The sequence below is a fragment of the Thermodesulfatator autotrophicus genome, assembly GCF_001642325.1.
Classification (GTDB): domain Bacteria; phylum Desulfobacterota; class Thermodesulfobacteria; order Thermodesulfobacteriales; family Thermodesulfatatoraceae; genus Thermodesulfatator; species Thermodesulfatator autotrophicus.
Genome location: NZ_LSFI01000010.1, coordinates 15,643 through 30,998 on the forward strand (window position 1 = coordinate 15,643; position 15,356 = coordinate 30,998).

General features: G+C 43.1%; 16 protein-coding genes. 14 read left to right on the forward strand and 2 right to left on the reverse strand.

What is annotated here, in order from left to right:
* Nucleotides 1–12: 12 nt before the first annotated feature.
* From rpmI to extKL, 9 genes are all read left to right on the forward strand, one after another.
* Nucleotides 13–219 carry a 50S ribosomal protein L35 gene (rpmI, locus tag TH606_RS03100; RefSeq protein ID WP_068541241.1) on the forward strand — a complete coding sequence of 69 codons (207 nt, stop codon included), beginning with the start codon at nt 13–15 and terminating at the stop codon, nt 217–219.
* Between the two features lie 15 nt (nt 220–234).
* Nucleotides 235–591 carry a 50S ribosomal protein L20 gene (rplT, locus tag TH606_RS03105; protein ID WP_068541242.1) on the forward strand — a complete coding sequence of 119 codons (357 nt, stop codon included), beginning with the start codon at nt 235–237 and terminating at the stop codon, nt 589–591.
* Between the two features lie 2 nt (nt 592–593).
* Nucleotides 594–1,604 carry a phenylalanine--tRNA ligase subunit alpha gene (pheS, locus tag TH606_RS03110; RefSeq protein WP_068541243.1) on the forward strand — a complete coding sequence of 337 codons (1,011 nt, stop codon included), beginning with the start codon at nt 594–596 and terminating at the stop codon, nt 1,602–1,604.
* Nucleotides 1,604–2,512, forward strand: a complete 909-nt coding sequence (locus TH606_RS03115) for a hypothetical protein (protein ID WP_068541244.1) — start codon at nt 1,604–1,606, stop codon at nt 2,510–2,512. The genes pheS and TH606_RS03115 overlap by 1 nt, the downstream gene beginning before the upstream one ends.
* Nucleotides 2,513–2,603: 91 nt before the next feature.
* Nucleotides 2,604–5,006, forward strand: coding sequence for a phenylalanine--tRNA ligase subunit beta (pheT, locus tag TH606_RS03120; protein ID WP_068541245.1), 2,403 nt, complete (start codon nt 2,604–2,606; stop codon nt 5,004–5,006).
* The gene (locus tag TH606_RS03125) at nt 5,003–5,287 is read left to right on the forward strand and encodes an integration host factor subunit alpha (RefSeq protein ID WP_068541246.1); all 285 of its coding nucleotides are present in this window, start codon (nt 5,003–5,005) and stop codon (nt 5,285–5,287) included. Before pheT ends, TH606_RS03125 begins: the two co-directional genes overlap by 4 nt.
* Nucleotides 5,277–5,612: a MerR family transcriptional regulator gene (locus tag TH606_RS03130; protein ID WP_068541247.1), complete on the forward strand. Its 336-nt coding sequence runs from the start codon at nt 5,277–5,279 to the stop codon at nt 5,610–5,612. Before TH606_RS03125 ends, TH606_RS03130 begins: the two co-directional genes overlap by 11 nt.
* A 63-nt stretch (nt 5,613–5,675) precedes the next feature.
* Complete coding sequence (locus tag TH606_RS03135) at nt 5,676–6,398, forward strand: hypothetical protein (protein WP_068541248.1); 723 nt, start codon at nt 5,676–5,678, stop codon at nt 6,396–6,398.
* Between the two features lie 342 nt (nt 6,399–6,740).
* On the forward strand, nt 6,741–7,946 hold the full coding sequence (gene extKL / locus TH606_RS03140; protein ID WP_248595815.1) for a multiheme c-type cytochrome (seleno)protein ExtKL: 1,206 nt from the start codon (nt 6,741–6,743) through the stop codon (nt 7,944–7,946).
* Between the two features lie 35 nt (nt 7,947–7,981).
* Here the strand turns inward: extKL and TH606_RS03150 are convergent, their stop codons facing one another.
* A complete protein-coding gene (locus TH606_RS03150) occupies nt 7,982–8,764 on the reverse strand; it encodes a sulfide-dependent adenosine diphosphate thiazole synthase (RefSeq protein ID WP_068541251.1) in 783 nt (260 codons plus the stop codon).
* Between the two features lie 61 nt (nt 8,765–8,825).
* Nucleotides 8,826–9,692 (reverse strand): carboxylating nicotinate-nucleotide diphosphorylase, encoded by an 867-nt coding sequence (gene nadC / locus TH606_RS03155; protein ID WP_068541252.1) that lies wholly within the window; start codon nt 9,690–9,692, stop codon nt 8,826–8,828.
* A gap of 99 nt (nt 9,693–9,791) precedes the next feature.
* Between nadC and TH606_RS03160 the strand changes: the two genes are divergently transcribed.
* From TH606_RS03160 to flgC, 5 genes are all read left to right on the forward strand, one after another.
* The gene (locus TH606_RS03160; RefSeq protein WP_068541253.1) at nt 9,792–11,186 is read left to right on the forward strand and encodes a sigma-54-dependent transcriptional regulator; all 1,395 of its coding nucleotides are present in this window, start codon (nt 9,792–9,794) and stop codon (nt 11,184–11,186) included.
* 118 nt (nt 11,187–11,304) lie between these two features.
* Nucleotides 11,305–13,200: a tetratricopeptide repeat protein gene (locus TH606_RS03165; RefSeq protein WP_068541254.1), complete on the forward strand. Its 1,896-nt coding sequence runs from the start codon at nt 11,305–11,307 to the stop codon at nt 13,198–13,200.
* Nucleotides 13,200–14,498 carry a sigma-54-dependent transcriptional regulator gene (locus tag TH606_RS03170; RefSeq protein ID WP_068541255.1) on the forward strand — a complete coding sequence of 433 codons (1,299 nt, stop codon included), beginning with the start codon at nt 13,200–13,202 and terminating at the stop codon, nt 14,496–14,498. Before TH606_RS03165 ends, TH606_RS03170 begins: the two co-directional genes overlap by 1 nt.
* A gap of 8 nt (nt 14,499–14,506) precedes the next feature.
* Nucleotides 14,507–14,914 carry a flagellar basal body rod protein FlgB gene (gene flgB, locus TH606_RS03175; protein ID WP_068541256.1) on the forward strand — a complete coding sequence of 136 codons (408 nt, stop codon included), beginning with the start codon at nt 14,507–14,509 and terminating at the stop codon, nt 14,912–14,914.
* Entirely contained in the window at nt 14,914–15,348 is a 435-nt protein-coding gene (gene flgC, locus TH606_RS03180; RefSeq protein WP_068541257.1) for a flagellar basal body rod protein FlgC, read from the forward strand. The genes flgB and flgC overlap by 1 nt, the downstream gene beginning before the upstream one ends.
* The last annotated feature ends 8 nt before the right edge of the window (nt 15,349–15,356 follow it).

Genomic DNA, 15,356 nt, shown 5'->3' on the forward strand with positions numbered 1-15,356 from the left:
GAAGGTGAAAACATGGGAAAGGTTAAAATGAAGACCAATCGTTCGGCAGCTAAGCGCTTTAAGGTTACCGGAAAGGGGAAGGTGCTACACTTTAAGGCTGGGAAAAGCCATCTTTTGCGTAAGAAAACCCGTAAGCGTAAGCGGCACCTTAAAAAGCCTACTATTCTTTCGCCAGCCAACCTTTCAGCGGTAAAGCGCTTAATTCCTTACAAGTTCTAAAGGAGGAGACCTAAAATGCCTAGAGCCAAAGGTGGACCGAAGACCAGGAGAAGACACAAAAAATATATAAAAATGGCCAAGGGTTACTGGGGCCAGCGGAAAAATTGTTTTCGTCGGGTGCGTGAGACGGTAGAACGGGCCTTGGTTTATGCCTATCGTGACCGTCGTCAGCGCAAACGCGATTTCAGGAGACTCTGGCAGGTTAGAATAAACGCTGCGGCGCGGCTTCACGGTATGAATTACAGCCGTTTTATGGGCGGCCTTAAGAAGGCGGGCGTTGAGCTTGACCGCAAGGTTCTGGCTAACCTGGCCGTTACTGAGCCAGAGGATTTCAAAAAGCTAGTTGAGCTTGCGGCTTCTAAGTGGCAATAACCATGGATGAAAAAGAGCTAAAGAGCTTACGCGATAAGGCTTTAGCTGAAATTAAAAGTGCAAAAGATGAAAGGGCCCTTGAGGCCGCGAGGGTTAAGTTTCTGGGGCGCAAAGGGGAGCTGACCCAGGTCTTGAAATCTATTGCGAAGCTCCCCCCGGAGCTTAAACCGGTTATAGGTAAGCTTGCCAACCAGATTAAGAAAGAACTTGAAGAGGCCTTAAAAGAGGCCCAAGAAGCCCTAAAAGCCCGTAAAGAAAAGGTCCTTCCAGGGGTTGATTTGACTCTTCCTGGAAGGCCTTATCTCCTTGGTAAGCTTCATCCCATAACTCAGGTAATGGAAGAACTTTGTGAGATATTTTTACGCATGGGCTTTTCCATTGCTACTGGGCCTGAAGTTGAGCTTGATTATTATAACTTTGAGGCCTTAAACATCCCTGAAGACCATCCGGCGCGAGACATGCAGGCCACTTTTTATCTGGAAAATGGCCTTCTTTTACGCACGCATACTTCTCCCATTCAAATCCGCACCATGGAGAGGGAAAAACCGCCTTTGCGGATAATTGCTCCCGGGAAGGTCTATCGCTGTGACTCCGATGTTACCCATACGCCTATGTTCCACCAGATAGAAGGCCTTATGGTGGATAAAGACGTCTCTTTTGCGGATTTGAAAGGCATATTGACGATTTTTGCTCAAGAGACTTTCGGTGAGGAGACACGCGTTAGATTTCGGCCGAGTTATTTTCCCTTTACTGAGCCCAGCGTGGAGATGGACATTAGCTGTGTTATTTGTGGGGGTGACGGCTGTCGGGTATGCGGGCAAACAGGCTGGCTTGAGATTCTCGGGGCGGGAATGGTTCACCCCAATGTTTTCCGGGCGGTGGGTTATGACCCTGATGAATGGGTGGGCTTTGCCTTTGGCCTGGGAGTGGAACGCATTGCCATGCTCAAATTTGGCATAAACGACATCCGTCTTTTCTACGAAAATCACCTCCGTTTTCTGGAGCAGTTCTGATGCTACATCCTGTTTTTCTACCCTTTAGTGAAGAACAACTATTATTACATTTCGCTGATGTTAACATAAATGGTAAATGTCAGAAGAATATTAAGCACCTGGAATACTATAAACGCAGTATCAAAAGATATGACGAATTTTTAAAGAAAGATATTGATAGAAAGGGAAAGCCGTTAAATGAAATAAAACTTCCCTGTCAGATAGAAAAAGATGAAAGGTTTTGGATTGCAAATTGCATGATGAATATTTTTTACAGTAATACAAGAAGTCAAGAGCTTATAAGTCTTTTCAGTAAAGCTTATGGGGAAATACCTCCCTTTAAAGAAGAAAATACCTGGGAAGAATGTTTTGAGGGTGAGCTTTACCTGTTTTTTGAAGTTAATTTACCCTCTCCCCCGGCCTACAAAAAGTGGCTTAAAGAAAACTTAGAACAAAGACAAATTATTACTTATATTCTTGATAGTGCGGTAGGCAAAAAAAATCTTGAAGGGGCGACTAATATAGATGCTATGATTTTAAATGCTAATAATGGTTTTGCTGTCATTATTGAAGCAAAAGTATTATCTGATATATCTTGTCAGACTACTTTTGATGCTTTACGTAACCAGATTGCTAGAATTATTGATGTTATGTTAGAAAAAAATGATAATCTATGTTGTCCCTTAAACAAAAGAAATCCTAAAAAGACATTATTTTTACTTATTACCCCCAAAATTTTCAAAAATAATCCTACTAGCCGTTTATACGGCTACAAATTAACTGAGTACAAAAACAGATTAGATACTTTGTTAAATGAGTTTCCATATAGAGATAGCCAAGAGATAAAAAAACTACCTGATAAACTTGGCTGGCTTACCTGGGAAGACTTTAATGAAGTAAACCAAAATTGTTGTCCTTGGCTAAATTAGCATTTTATGCTTCTCTTTAGAAAGAATTGTTTTTTTAAGAGATTTGTGCAAGAGATTTCTATAAAAGAATTAACTCATTGGAGCAGTTCTGATGCTGGTACCATATAACTGGCTCAAAGAATGGGTAAAGGTATCTCTTTCTCCGAAAGAACTGGCTGAGCGCCTTACGTTGACTGGCCTTGAGGTTGAAGGTGTTTATAACGCCTATGAAGACCTTGAGGATGTAAAAATAGTAAAGATTGTAGCGGTAAAGCCTCATCCTCAGGCGGATAAGCTTGCCGTCTGTCAGGTTTCTGATGGTGCGCAGGAATATCAGGTGGTTTGTGGGGCGCCCAATGTAAGGGTAGGGCTTAAGACGGCTTTTGCCCCGCCAGGAGTTATACTTTTTACTGGTAATAAGGTTTCACCAGCAGAAATTAGAGGTGTGTCTTCTCAAGGCGTGCTTTGTTCAGCTTACGAATTAGGTATAAGTGGTGACCATTCCGGGATAATAGAGCTGGCGGAAGATGCTCCCCTGGGCCAGTCAGTGGTAAAGTTTTTAGGTTTAGATGAACCGATACTTGAAGTAGCTGTCACTCCTAACAGGGGAGATTGTCTTTCCATCCTGGGTCTTGCGCGCGAAGTGGCTGCTCTTTGTGAGACCACTTTTAAAAAGCCTGAACTTCCCAGGCTTCCTTTAGGAGAGGAAATTTTTTTAGAAACAAATGTTATCATAGAGGTTCCTGAGCTTTGCTATCGCTATGCAGGCCGCCTTATTAAAAATGTAGAAGTTAAAGAAAGCCCTTTTGAGATCCAGAAAAAGCTCTGGCTCTGTGGCCTGCGCCCTATCAACAATGTGGTTGATGTTACCAACTACGTTCTTCTTGAGCGTGGCCAGCCCCTTCACGCCTTTGACTTTGACCTGCTTGAAGGCCGAAGAATAATCGTGCGTCTGGCCCGCGAGGGAGAAAAAATTCTTACTCTTGATGGCGTAGAGCGCAAGCTTGACTCTAAGACCATGGTGATAGCCGATGCGGTAAGGCCGGTTGCCATTGCTGGTATTATGGGAGGCGAAGAAACAGCAGTTACGGAAAAGACGAAAAACGTTTTCCTTGAGGCTGCCTGGTTTAATCCCTCAAGCATAAGGCTTACCAGCCAGCGCTTAAGGCTTTCTTCTGATAGCTCTTATCGTTTTGAAAGAGGCATTGACCCTGAAGGTGTTATTCCTGGGCTTGAACAGGCCGCCCAGATGATAAAAGAATTTACCGGAGGAGAGATAATCTCTGGGCGGATAGACGAATATCCCAAACCTTATGTACCTAGAGAAATCAGTCTTTCTCAAAAGAAGCTAAGCCTTTACTTAAAAATAGACCTTGAGCCCGAAAAAGTAACTCATATCCTTGAAAGAGTGCAGGTTAAGGTTGAAAAGGGTATAGACGGCTTTATTTGCACACCACCTTCCTATCGGCATGATATAGCGCTTCCTGAAGACCTTATTGAAGAAGTGGCAAGACTTTACGGTTATGACCGTCTGCCGGTAAGTGTGCCCAAAGCTGAAATTGCCGGGAAGCCCCCCAGTAAATTTGAAAAGGTGGCTGCCAAGACCCGCTATTTTATGACAGCTTTAGGGCTTTATGAAGTGATAAACTATAGTTTTATTTCGCCAAAATTTTTAGAACTTCTTGGCTTTTCTTCTGAAGACCCACGGGCTAATCCCCTGAAGTTGGCCAATCCCCTTTCAGAAGAGCAGTCTGTGATGAGAACCACTCTGGTTCCAGGCCTCTTGCAAACAGCCCAAACAAATATTTTTAGGGAGCACCCTACGGTAAAAGTGTTTGAGCTTGGGCGGGTATTTTTCCCTAAAGAAGGCTCTTCTTTACCAGATGAAAAGTATCGCCTGGCGGGAGTGCTAACAGGAGAAGCATCACCTCTTTCCTGCTTTCGCTCTGAGAGGAAGTTTGACATTTTTGATGTGAAAGGGATTCTTGAAACTTTCTTTAATGAGCTGGGGCTAAAGGGAGTGTCTTTTAAGCCAGGGAGTGAAGAACCTTTTCTTTGGCCAGCCCTTAGTCTTACGGTTAAACTCTCCGATAAGAACATCGGCTTTTTAGGGGCCTTGCGTCCTGGCATTCTTGAGAAGCTAGATATCTCTCAAGAGATTTTTCTCTTTGAGCTTGACTTTGATGTGCTTATTGAGAAGGCCTCTTTTGAGAAAAAGTTTGTCCCTCTACCCAAGTTTCCCGCTACCAGCCGGGACCTGGCCTTACTTTTGCCTGACGGAGTCCCGGTAGCCGAGATTCTTGCTTTTGTGGCTGATAAGGAGATCCCCTATCTTGAAAAGGTCTCCGTGATAGACGTTTACAAGGGTAAAGGCATTCCTGAGGGGAAAAAGAGCCTCACCCTTCGTTTTGTTTACAGGGCCTCATCGCGCACCCTTACCGATGAGGAAGTAAACGAAATTCAGGAAAAAGTCACTCAAGATATTTTAAAACAGTTTCAGGCAACTCTAAGATGACAGTTACCAAGAAAGACCTGGCTTTATACCTGCACGAAAACCTTGGTTTTTCTGTTCGCAGTATGGGGCAGGTGGTGGATAAATTATTTGAAGAAATGAAACTTGCCCTTGAACGCGGAGAAAAAGTAAAAATAGTAAAATTTGGCCAGTTTACGCCTTACAAACGGCCTACGCGTAAGGGAGTAAACCCTAAAGACGGAGCACCCATACTGATTGAAGGGAAAAAGACGGTAGTTTTTTACCCCAGCAGCACCCTTAAAAAACTCATAAATGAAGAATGAAAAGGCAGTTAAAGGTAAGCGTTACTATACCATTGGCGAGGTAGCCCGCCTTTTAGACCTTGAGCCCCATGTCTTGCGCTTCTGGGAAAAAGAATTCAAACGCTATATAAAACCTTTTCGTTTAGCTGGCCGCAGGCTTTACCCTCCAGAGCAGGTAGAGGTTTTTAAGAAAATAAAAACTTTGCTTTACGATGAAGGTTATACTATCGCGGGAGCTAAAAAAAGGCTTTCTTCTAAAAAAGACTCTAACGAAGAGCTCAGGAAAGTTTTAGCTGAAGTTAGAAATGAGTTGATTTGTTTATATAAACTTTTAGACAAATCCTGACCTTACGCTTGTCCTTTTTAAAAAGGTGTTTATTTTCTTCAAAAAATAGAAAGGAGTCCGGAAATGAAAGTCATATTTGCTATTGGGAGACCTATTCGCTTGTCTGCCGGTTTTTTGGAGCCAGAGGAAAAAGGCGAACTTCTTATGAAAGAAGAAGTTGACCTTGATGAAGGGGTTTCAGGAAAAAGCCTTTTTGATTTTAACGATTATTTTGAAGAATTTGGTATTGACTTTGATTCTTTAGAAGATTTTGAGGGAAAAGGTATTCTGGGGTTAGATATTGATATCTTGAAAAGACAGGCTGTTTATCTCCCTTTCAGGCTCCCTAAAAAAGGAGATTTATTGTTATTTAAGCGTTTTTTGATAAGTGACGAAGAATTTGGAGCCAAATTTATTTTCCCTTACGAGGACGTGGAAACTTCTAGATTGATTCCTCTGGTTTTTGATTTTGGAGATTTCTGCGGAGCAGAGAGCTTATTGGTGGGTTTTTTCTATGTTAAAGATGGGGAAAACCTCGATAGCGTACGTGAGTTTTTAAATGTAGAACTTAAAAAAGTTCCTAGAGGTAAAGAGCCTTTGTTTTTAAAAGAGTTAGAAGCAGCTTTAACTGAAGGGAGGATTCCATTTGGCTCAAAGATTCCGGGTAGCTTATCTTTTCACCCCGCGGTTCCTCTTGAAGCAGAATTTGAAGAACACTATGAAGCCTTGATTGTGGAAAACAGAAGAGAAGAGATTGAATGCTATTCTCTTGAAATTAAGACTGAAAGAGAAATCATAGAAGTTTAATTGTTTTTTATGAGACCTTTTGCAAATTCTAAAACATCATATTGAGAACGCCACGGCGAACGTGACGGCTCGCAAGAGAGTTTGCTTCGCTTAACCTGAGATTGCTTCGGCCTTTGACGGGGCCTTGCAATGACAGGGTAAAAGAAGAGGCTCGCATGATAAGCTCATTTGTCACTGCGAGGAGATCCCTCGTTTCACATTTCGTTAAAAATTAAAAAATTTTAAAAAAAGCCGAAAATTAATTCTTTAAGGAGCTAATTATATTAAATTAATATAGATTTTTCTTGACTATAAAATATTTCTGGATATATCCTACCAAAAAAGTATAAAGGGAGGGAGAAAATGAAAATTTGGCTTTTCTGTTTTGTTCTTTTATGGACTTTTCCGATTTGGGCGTCAGAAGAGGAACTTCGCTTTCCATCTAAGCCTATAGACGACTTACAAACTTTTATTAAAACTTACAGTTCTGAACGATGTGCTGACTGTCACGAAGATGTTTATAAGCAGTGGAAAGAATCTTATCATTCGCGTTCAATGGTTTCTTCTATCAAAGGTATAACAAATTTTTTTCTGGTAGGTGTCCCCAAAGAGTGGGAAAAAGAGCTTACAAAAAAAGAGATTTTGAAATGTCTGGATTGTCATTTGCCTCAGATTAAGTATGCCACCGAGAGGCTGGCAATAGAAATAGCTGAACTTATGATTACAGCTAGAAAGGCCAAAGGGGCTGAAAAAGAAAAGGCCATAGCTACCTTATCCAAACTGAATCTTTCGTGTTACGGATGTCATAATATTAAAGTAGCCAGTTCTGCTCCAGGGATTACAGGAGAAATAGACCCTAATGTTATTTATACCGCTAACGAAGATGTAGAGGCTGAACATGAAACTGATTATCATCCAGCGCTTAAACGGTCAGTTTTTTGTATGCAGTGTCACGGTGTTTACCATGCCCCTGATGGTGAAAGTATTTATTGTAATACCCTTTCCAGAAGCTATGCTGACAACTATTTAGGCCAGGGTGGTCGTAAAAGTTGTCAAGAGTGTCATATGTATCAAAAGAATCGTGGGCACCGCATGCCAGGTGGTCATGACTTGGAAATCGTAAAAGAGGGTATAGAGCTTCAAGCAGAGATACAGGGTTTCCGCTACGGTGTTGGTAAATGGGTGCCAGCTGTTAACGTAGAGGCCTTCTTAACCAACAAAGCCGGCCATCGTGTTCCTGATGGCTGACTCTGGTCTGGCAAGGTGGTCCTGGAAGTGATCGCCAAAGATATGGATTCTGGCAAAGTTCTTCACCAGGAAAAACGTAACTATTTTGAAATAGGCTTAGATTTAGACGGCTTTATGAGATATGGTGCCTGGCAAATAAAAGAAATCATAGACTTGACTCTTCAACCCCTAAAAACTCAACATGAAAGATTCTTCTTTACACTGGATAAAGGTGTTAACAAAGCAGAGATAGAGGTAAATGTTTATTATTATATCAGTGGAAAAAAGGGAGACCTTATCCATCAAGCAAAGAAAGTGATTGTTTTCCCAGAGTTAGAATAAATGAAAGGCGGCAGGCTTTGAGCCTGCCGCTTTGTTTACTGGCGCAAACGTTCGGCAATTAGCTGGGCTACCCGTTCTCCTGAAAGGAGCATTCCCCCAAAGATAGGCCCCATGCGATAGGCACCAAAGGTTGCGTTAGCGGCCATCCCTGCCACAAAAACGCCAGGATAAACTTCTCGCGTATAATCAACCGTTAGGTTCTCAGCCACCTCTGCCCACATGGATTTTTCTCCCATGACTTTGCCTGTCTCCGTATTTAACTTGGCCCCAAGTTTTTTCTGCATTACCTGGAGGACGGCAGTTTCGTGCCCGGTGGCCTCTACCACGTATTTGGCTTTTACTGCCAGAGGGTCAACGTGGAGGCCGGCAATCTCTGTAGCGCTCCAGTTAAGCACCAGACCAACTACCCGATTATCTCTTACCATTACATCTTCAACCATGATGAGGTTGAAGATTTTGGCTCCGGCCTGAACGCTCTTGGCGGCCAGGATACAGGCCACTTCCACCGCATCGGCAGTATAATATTCACCACCGTTCCAGGGTTCCGTTCGCACGCCTATTTCTTTCAAAAGACGGGCTCCTTCTTCCTGTACTACGATTTCGTTGAACATCATGCCACCGCCCCAGATGCCACCGCCGATGCTTAAGCGCCTTTCAAAAACCGCCACCTTAAACCCCTCGCTAGCCAGCTTGTAAGCAGCCATAAGCCCAGAGGGGCCAGCTCCGACAACCGCAACGTCCATTTCTAAATAGTCAGTAAGTTTCTTGAAATAACGTTCAATAATTGCTCGGCTGATTTTGATTTCATCAAGAGCCATCTATGTTCCTCCTATTCTATAGTTTTTAAGTAGGATTACTTTAATAAAAAAATGGCGTCTATCAAGAAAATACTTCCACAATTTTTAGATTTAAATCTACTGCTGGGGCAGAATGAGTGAGTCTTCCAATTGAAATTATATCTACTCCGGTTTCAGCGATTTGGCGAACATTTTCGAGCCTTACTCCCCCTGAAGCCTCAAGTATAACTGAAGGATTTAGGCTGCGGGCCAATTTTACTGCTTCTTTAAGGGTTTTGAGATCCATATTATCAAGAAGCAGGGCCTGGGCCCCGGCTCCAATGGCTTCTTTAATTTCATTTAGATTGCTCACTTCCACTTCTATAAGGTAAACATGAGGCAAATATTCTTTGGCCCGTTTTATGGCCTCTTTTACTGAACCGCAGGCCTTTATATGGTTGTCTTTTATTAAAACCCCGTCCGAAAGGCCAAAGCGGTGGTTTCGGCCACCGCCACAGAGAACTGCATACTTTTCAAGGACTCTAAAGCCAGGAAGAGTTTTTCTGGTGTCCACAATTTTTACCGGAAGCCCTTTTACTTTTTCCACAAATTTTTGGGTATAAGTGGCAATACCCGAGAGATGCTGGATAAAATTGAGGCAAACTCGTTCTCCTTTAAGGATAGAGGTAATTTTACCCCGGACTTCAGCAACAATTTCACCCTTTTTAACTTTTTCTCCATCCCGTTTTAAGGGAATAAAGACAAGGCCTGGGTCAACTTCTTCAAATACGAGCCTAGCCACAGGGAGGCCACAAATTATTAGCTCTTCTTTAGCCCGCACCCATCCTTTTCCCCTCTTACGTGGAGGAATAAGGGTGTCAGTGGTGACATCACCGTGCCCAAGGTCTTCTATAAGGGCATTTTTTATAAAATCTCTATAAAGCAAAGGATGAGGTGGCACAGGAAACATTTTACCCCCGTCAAATTTATGACAGAAAAAAATTGACACTACTTACCTTTCAAAGTTATTTTGTTTGAGAAGTTATGCAAGTCCAAAGAGGGGTTTTTTATGAGGGAATCTATTTTAGTGGTTGATGATAACCAGTTAGAAGCAGATCTTTTAGCAGAGTTTTTACAGCAGGAAGGCTTTCAAGTAGATGTAGCCTATAATGGTGAAGAGGGTATTGCTCGTTTAGGAGAGGTTTTTTATGACGTGGTGATTACTGACCTTGCCATGCCTAAAATAACAGGCCTTGAAGTGCTTGAATATATTGTAGAGCATTCCCCTGAAACTATCTGCATTATCCTTACTGGCCAGGGAAGTATTAAAAGTGCCGTAGAGGCCATTAAAAAGGGAGCTTATGAATATCTCACCAAACCTGTTGCTTTTGACGAACTTTCTTTGACCTTAGAAAAGGCCCTTGAGACCAGGCGTCTCAGGCGTGAAAATGAATACTTGCGGCGCAAACTCTGGCAGGAAAGTGGCTATGGGGAAATTATAGGAAAGAGCAAATCCATGCGCCAGGTTTTTGCTCTTATTGAAAAAGTAGCGGATACTGACGCCACGGTTTTAGTTCTTGGAGAATCTGGTACGGGTAAAGAACTGGTAGCCAGAGCCATTCACGCTGCCAGTAGCCGGCGAGAAGGGCCTTTTATACCAGTAAACTGCGGGGCTATTCCTGAAGAGTTGCTTGAGTCTGAGCTATTTGGCCACGAAAAAGGGGCTTTCACTGGTGCCATAAAGACTCGCATTGGCCGTTTTGAGCTGGCCCATGGTGGGACTATTTTTCTTGATGAGATTGCTGAAATGAGCCCTAAACTCCAGGTGAAACTTTTGCGCGTGCTCCAGGAAAGGGCCTTTGAAAGGGTGGGAGGTACCCGTTCTATAAAAGTGGACATAAGAGTTATAGCGGCCACTAATAAAGACCTACAAAAGGAAGTAAGAGAAGGCCGTTTCAGAGAAGACCTATACTATCGTCTAAACGTAATACCTATAGAACTTCCTCCTTTAAGGGAAAGAAAAGAAGATATTCCTCTTTTAATAGAGCATTTTTTAGCGCGCTTTAATCGGCAAAAAAAGCGCAATATCAGAGGCCTTTCCAAGGAAGCTATGGAATGCCTGATGAAATATCACTGGCCAGGAAACGTGCGAGAGCTTGAAAACGTTATTGAAAGAATGGTTATTCTTGCCAACGGAGAACAGTTAACCTTAGAAGATGTCCCCGAATATATCCTTGAACAGTCACAGTTTAGTTGTAGTTCCAATGTTCAAGATTTTGACATCCCTGAAGAAGGTATTCACCTGCCTGAACTGGTGGCAGAATTTGAGAAAAAACTTATTATAAAGGCCCTTGAAAAAACAGGCTGGGTCAAAAATAGGGCAGCTAAACTTCTTCATATCAACCGCACCACTTTGATTGAAAAGATGAAAAAGCAAAAAATTACCCGCCCCACCGCACACTAGTGTCAAATTTTTGGCAAGGTATCTTAGGGTATATCTAGATTTTTGCCCTTCTAGTAAGGCTCCTGGCTTCTTCTTTTTATAAAACTTTTCGGCACAAGCTTTGCAAAAGTTTAAAGCGATGAGATTTTTGCTTTTATGCGTATGCTGGGGATTCTTTATCACTCAGGCCATAGCGGCCCAGGAGGCCCTTTTGTGGTATCAGCAGGCCAAAACTTTATATCAGGAAGGCAATAGCCAGGGGGCCCTTGCCCTTCTAGAAGAGCTTGAGCGCCGTTTCCCTAAAGAACGAGTTGTTATAGCCAGGGGCAGGATTCTTGCGGCAGAAATTTATGCATCTCAGGGAAAATATCAGAAAGTTATAGAGCTTCTCACACCTCTGCTTAAAGAGACAGATCTAACTCCAAGGGCCTACCTTTTGCTGGCCAGGAGCGCAGAGGCCCTAGGATTAAACAGTGAAGCACTGCTTTATGTACGCCTTCTTAAGACCAAATTCCCTGAGGCCCAAGAGATTTGCGGTGGCGACATCGTAGCGGCCAAGGTCTTTTACAAACGAAAACTTTATGACAGGGCTGAACGCCTGGCTGAAAGAGTTTTAACCACTGAGAATTGTTCTATTGATACCAAAGCCGAGGCTTCATTTTTGTTGTTCAGGCTTAATAAGCCTGATAAGGTGGTGACTTTTTTAGAAAAAAACCCCAGGGCTAAGGCCTTTTTACCTGAAGTTTTAAAAGAACTTGCCCTATATCATTTGAAACAAGGTAAATTTAAACAAGCGGAAGAGGAAATCTATGATTATCTAAATTTTTCTGGTCGCGAAAAAGAGGCCCCCCCGCTCCTTTGGGCCCTGGCTGAGGCCTTATTTAAACAAAAGAAATACAAAGAAGCGCGGCGTATTTACGAATTGATTTTGACTTCCTGGCCCTCGGCCAAGCAAGCCCTTTTTGCTAAATTCAGGCTTTATGAGATGCGCTATCTCTTTGAAGAGAAAATAGGCCATGTTAACCCCCAAACCAGAAATATTCTATTGAATGTAATTTTGGTCCTTAAAAGGGATTATCCAGAGGCCCCTTTAACTGAAGAAGCTCATGCCTTAGAAATAAAGCTCCTTTTAGAAGCAAAGAAAATTTCTCAGGCTTTAGAAAGCGCCTGGGCGTTTCTTAAAAAATATCCCGAATCTCCCTATTTATCCCGGGTGTTTCCTGTTTTATGTAAGGCCTCTTCTCTTTTTGAACAAAATCTCCTGGGGAAAAAGGACTATCAGGGCCTTATTTTATTTTTTAACGAACATAAACAGGAGCTTGAAAAGGCCAGCTGTGGTTTGAGCTTTTACTGGGCTGCTCAGGCTTATCTTTCCCTTAATTTAGAAACCGAAGCCCGTTTGACCTTATTAAAGGGAGTATTACTGTCTCTTCCCGATGTCTGGGAAAAGGATTTTAAACTCACCCTGGTGGATTTGCTCTTAAAAGATGAAGAATACGAGCTTTCCCTTAAATTTTTAAAAGAGCTCGGGGAAAAGTATAAAGAAATCAACCAAAATCCCTACTATCTCTATCTCTTGGGGCGGCTTAATAAAGAGACCGGCAAACTGATTGAAGCTTTAGAGTTTTTAAAAAGGGCCTATAAGCTTGCCGTCACCCCTGAAATAAAAGCAAAAATCCAGAAAGACTATCTTGAAAATCTTATCATTCTCGGGCGTTATGAAAAGGCCTTTAGCCTTTTGCAGGAAGCTTCAAAAGTTGACCTTGAGCTTGCCAAGGCCCTTGTTACCCGAACTCTAAAAGAAGAAAAGTATTTGATTGCGCAAAAAGTCCTTTCTTTTCTCCGTAAAAAATTTCCTGAAGATAGAGAACTTTTGTGGCTTGAAGGGCTTCTCTGGGAGCGCTTAGGTGAGCCAGAAAAGGCTTTTGGTATCTGGCAAAAACTGGCCAAAGGGAATGATGTTTATGCTCAGCTGGCCTCATCCCTGCTTAAGGAAGAAAAACTTATAGAAGAAGCGCGAAAAGAGATTTACTGATGCCTGAGGCGGTTTTGCTACTGGATAAAAAAGAAGAAGATTTAAGGCCTCTTAGCGAGCGGCTGATGGAAAGGGGGCTTATTCCCTATTGGGCCTATACACCCGATGAGGCTTTTTATATCCTGGAAGAAAAAGATATTGCTGCAGTGGTGATAAACCTTGAAAACGAAGATTTTGGCCGTTTAAAGATATTGAAAGAATTAACTTCTTTGGCTCCGTTGGTTCCAGTTATTCTTCTGGCCTCTGAAGCCAACCTTGAAGAAGCCGTGCAGGCTATCAAGCAAGGAGCAGCTGATTATCGGCTTCTTTCAACGGACCCCGACCTTTTAACTGAGATTGTCTTAAAAATAAGACGCGCTTATGAAATCCCTGAAGGAAGTTTTATTACTGCTAATCAGCGGCTCAAGTTGCTTTTGGCTCGTTTAAAAGAAGTGGCCAAAAGTAAGGCCACCGTGCTTATCACGGGTGAGTCGGGTACTGGCAAAGAGGTTCTCGCAAGGTTTATTCACGAAAATAGCGATAGAGCCAGAGGGCCTTTCATTGCCATTAATTGTGCTGCTTTACCGGAACATCTCCTGGAATCAGAACTATTCGGCTATGAAAAAGGGGCTTTCTCCGGGGCCTTTACCAGAAAACTTGGCAAGTTTGAGCTGGCAAACGGCGGGACCATCCTTCTTGACGAAGTAACAGAGATGCCTCTTGCGCTTCAGGCCAAGCTTTTGCGGGTGCTCCAGGAAGGGGAGGTGGATCGTCTTGGTGGAGCTTACCCTGTAAAAATAGACGTGAGGGTTATAGCCACCACTAACCGTGATGTGCAGGCCTTAATCAACCAGGGCCGATTTAGAGAAGACCTTTATTTTCGCCTTAACGTTATACCGGTAGAAATTCCCCCTTTGCGTGAACGTCCTGAAGACGTAAGGCTTCTTGCCCAGAAATTTTGCGAAGAATTTGCCAAAAAGTATAACCGTCCGGTTAAGGGTTTTGCCGAAGGGGTCATTGAAAAATTAGGTCAGTATTCCTGGCCTGGCAACGTGCGAGAGCTTAGGAACCTAGTTGAACGGGCGGTGCTTCTGGCCCAGGGGCCATGGATAACGATTCAAGATGTATTTCCTCAACCCTTGGGGAGCAAAAAAGAAGGTTTGCCTTTAAAGCCGCTACGAGAGGTAGAACGGGAAATGATTATGAAGGCCTTACGTGCCGCTAATGGAAACCGGACAAGGGCGGCAGAGATGCTCGGTATAAGCGTGCGCACCCTTCGCAATAAACTCCAAATTTATCGTGAAGCAGGGCTTATTTAGGAGGCACTATGATTGGGGTAAAACTTTTCGGTAAGACCTGGCAGGTGGTTTCAGAGGCCCTAAAATTAAGGCTTACGCGGCATGAGGTCATTTCAGCCAATATTGCCAACGTGGATACCCCTGGTTACAGGCGTAAGGACGTTCCTTTTGAAAAGGTTATGGCTGCTTACCTTAAAGGTTCGCCACCCTTAAAAGTTACCAACCCCAGGCATATTAAACCGGGTCTTGCTCCTGACGGTGGTGTCCCCTTGATAGAAGAAGAGCCTCCAGTTGAAGGCACGCCCAATAACGTGTCACTTGAGCAGGAAATGGCCAAGCTTTCAGAGAACAATCTTATGTATCAGGCCACTGTTCAGGCTTTGATGAAAGAAATTGAGCTTTTGCGAGAAGCCATAACCGAAGGAGGTAAGAGATAATGAAGTTATTAACCGCTTTGCGTCTGGCTTCAAGTGGCCTTTCGGTTCAGAGCTTACGTTTAAATGTTTCAGCCATGAATCTTGCCAATGCTGAGGTCACTCGCACCCTTACCGGAGAACCCTATAGAGCCCAAAACGTGGTGCTAACAGCTGCGAATCTACCTGAAAAAATCAGTGGAAGCCTGGATGAGATAGACCTTAAGCTAGCTATTCCAAAGGTTACAGCCATTGTGGAAGACCAGAGTCCTTTTAGAGAAGTGTATGACCCCTCTCACCCTGATGCCGACGAAAAAGGGATAGTACGTTATCCCAACGTAGATGTATTGACTGAGATGATAGAACTCCTTTCAGCTTCAAGGGCTTATGAAGCCAATCTCTCGGTGGTTTCGGTTACTAAATCCATGGCCTTAAAAACCCTTGAGGTACTCAAATAGGGGAGGGC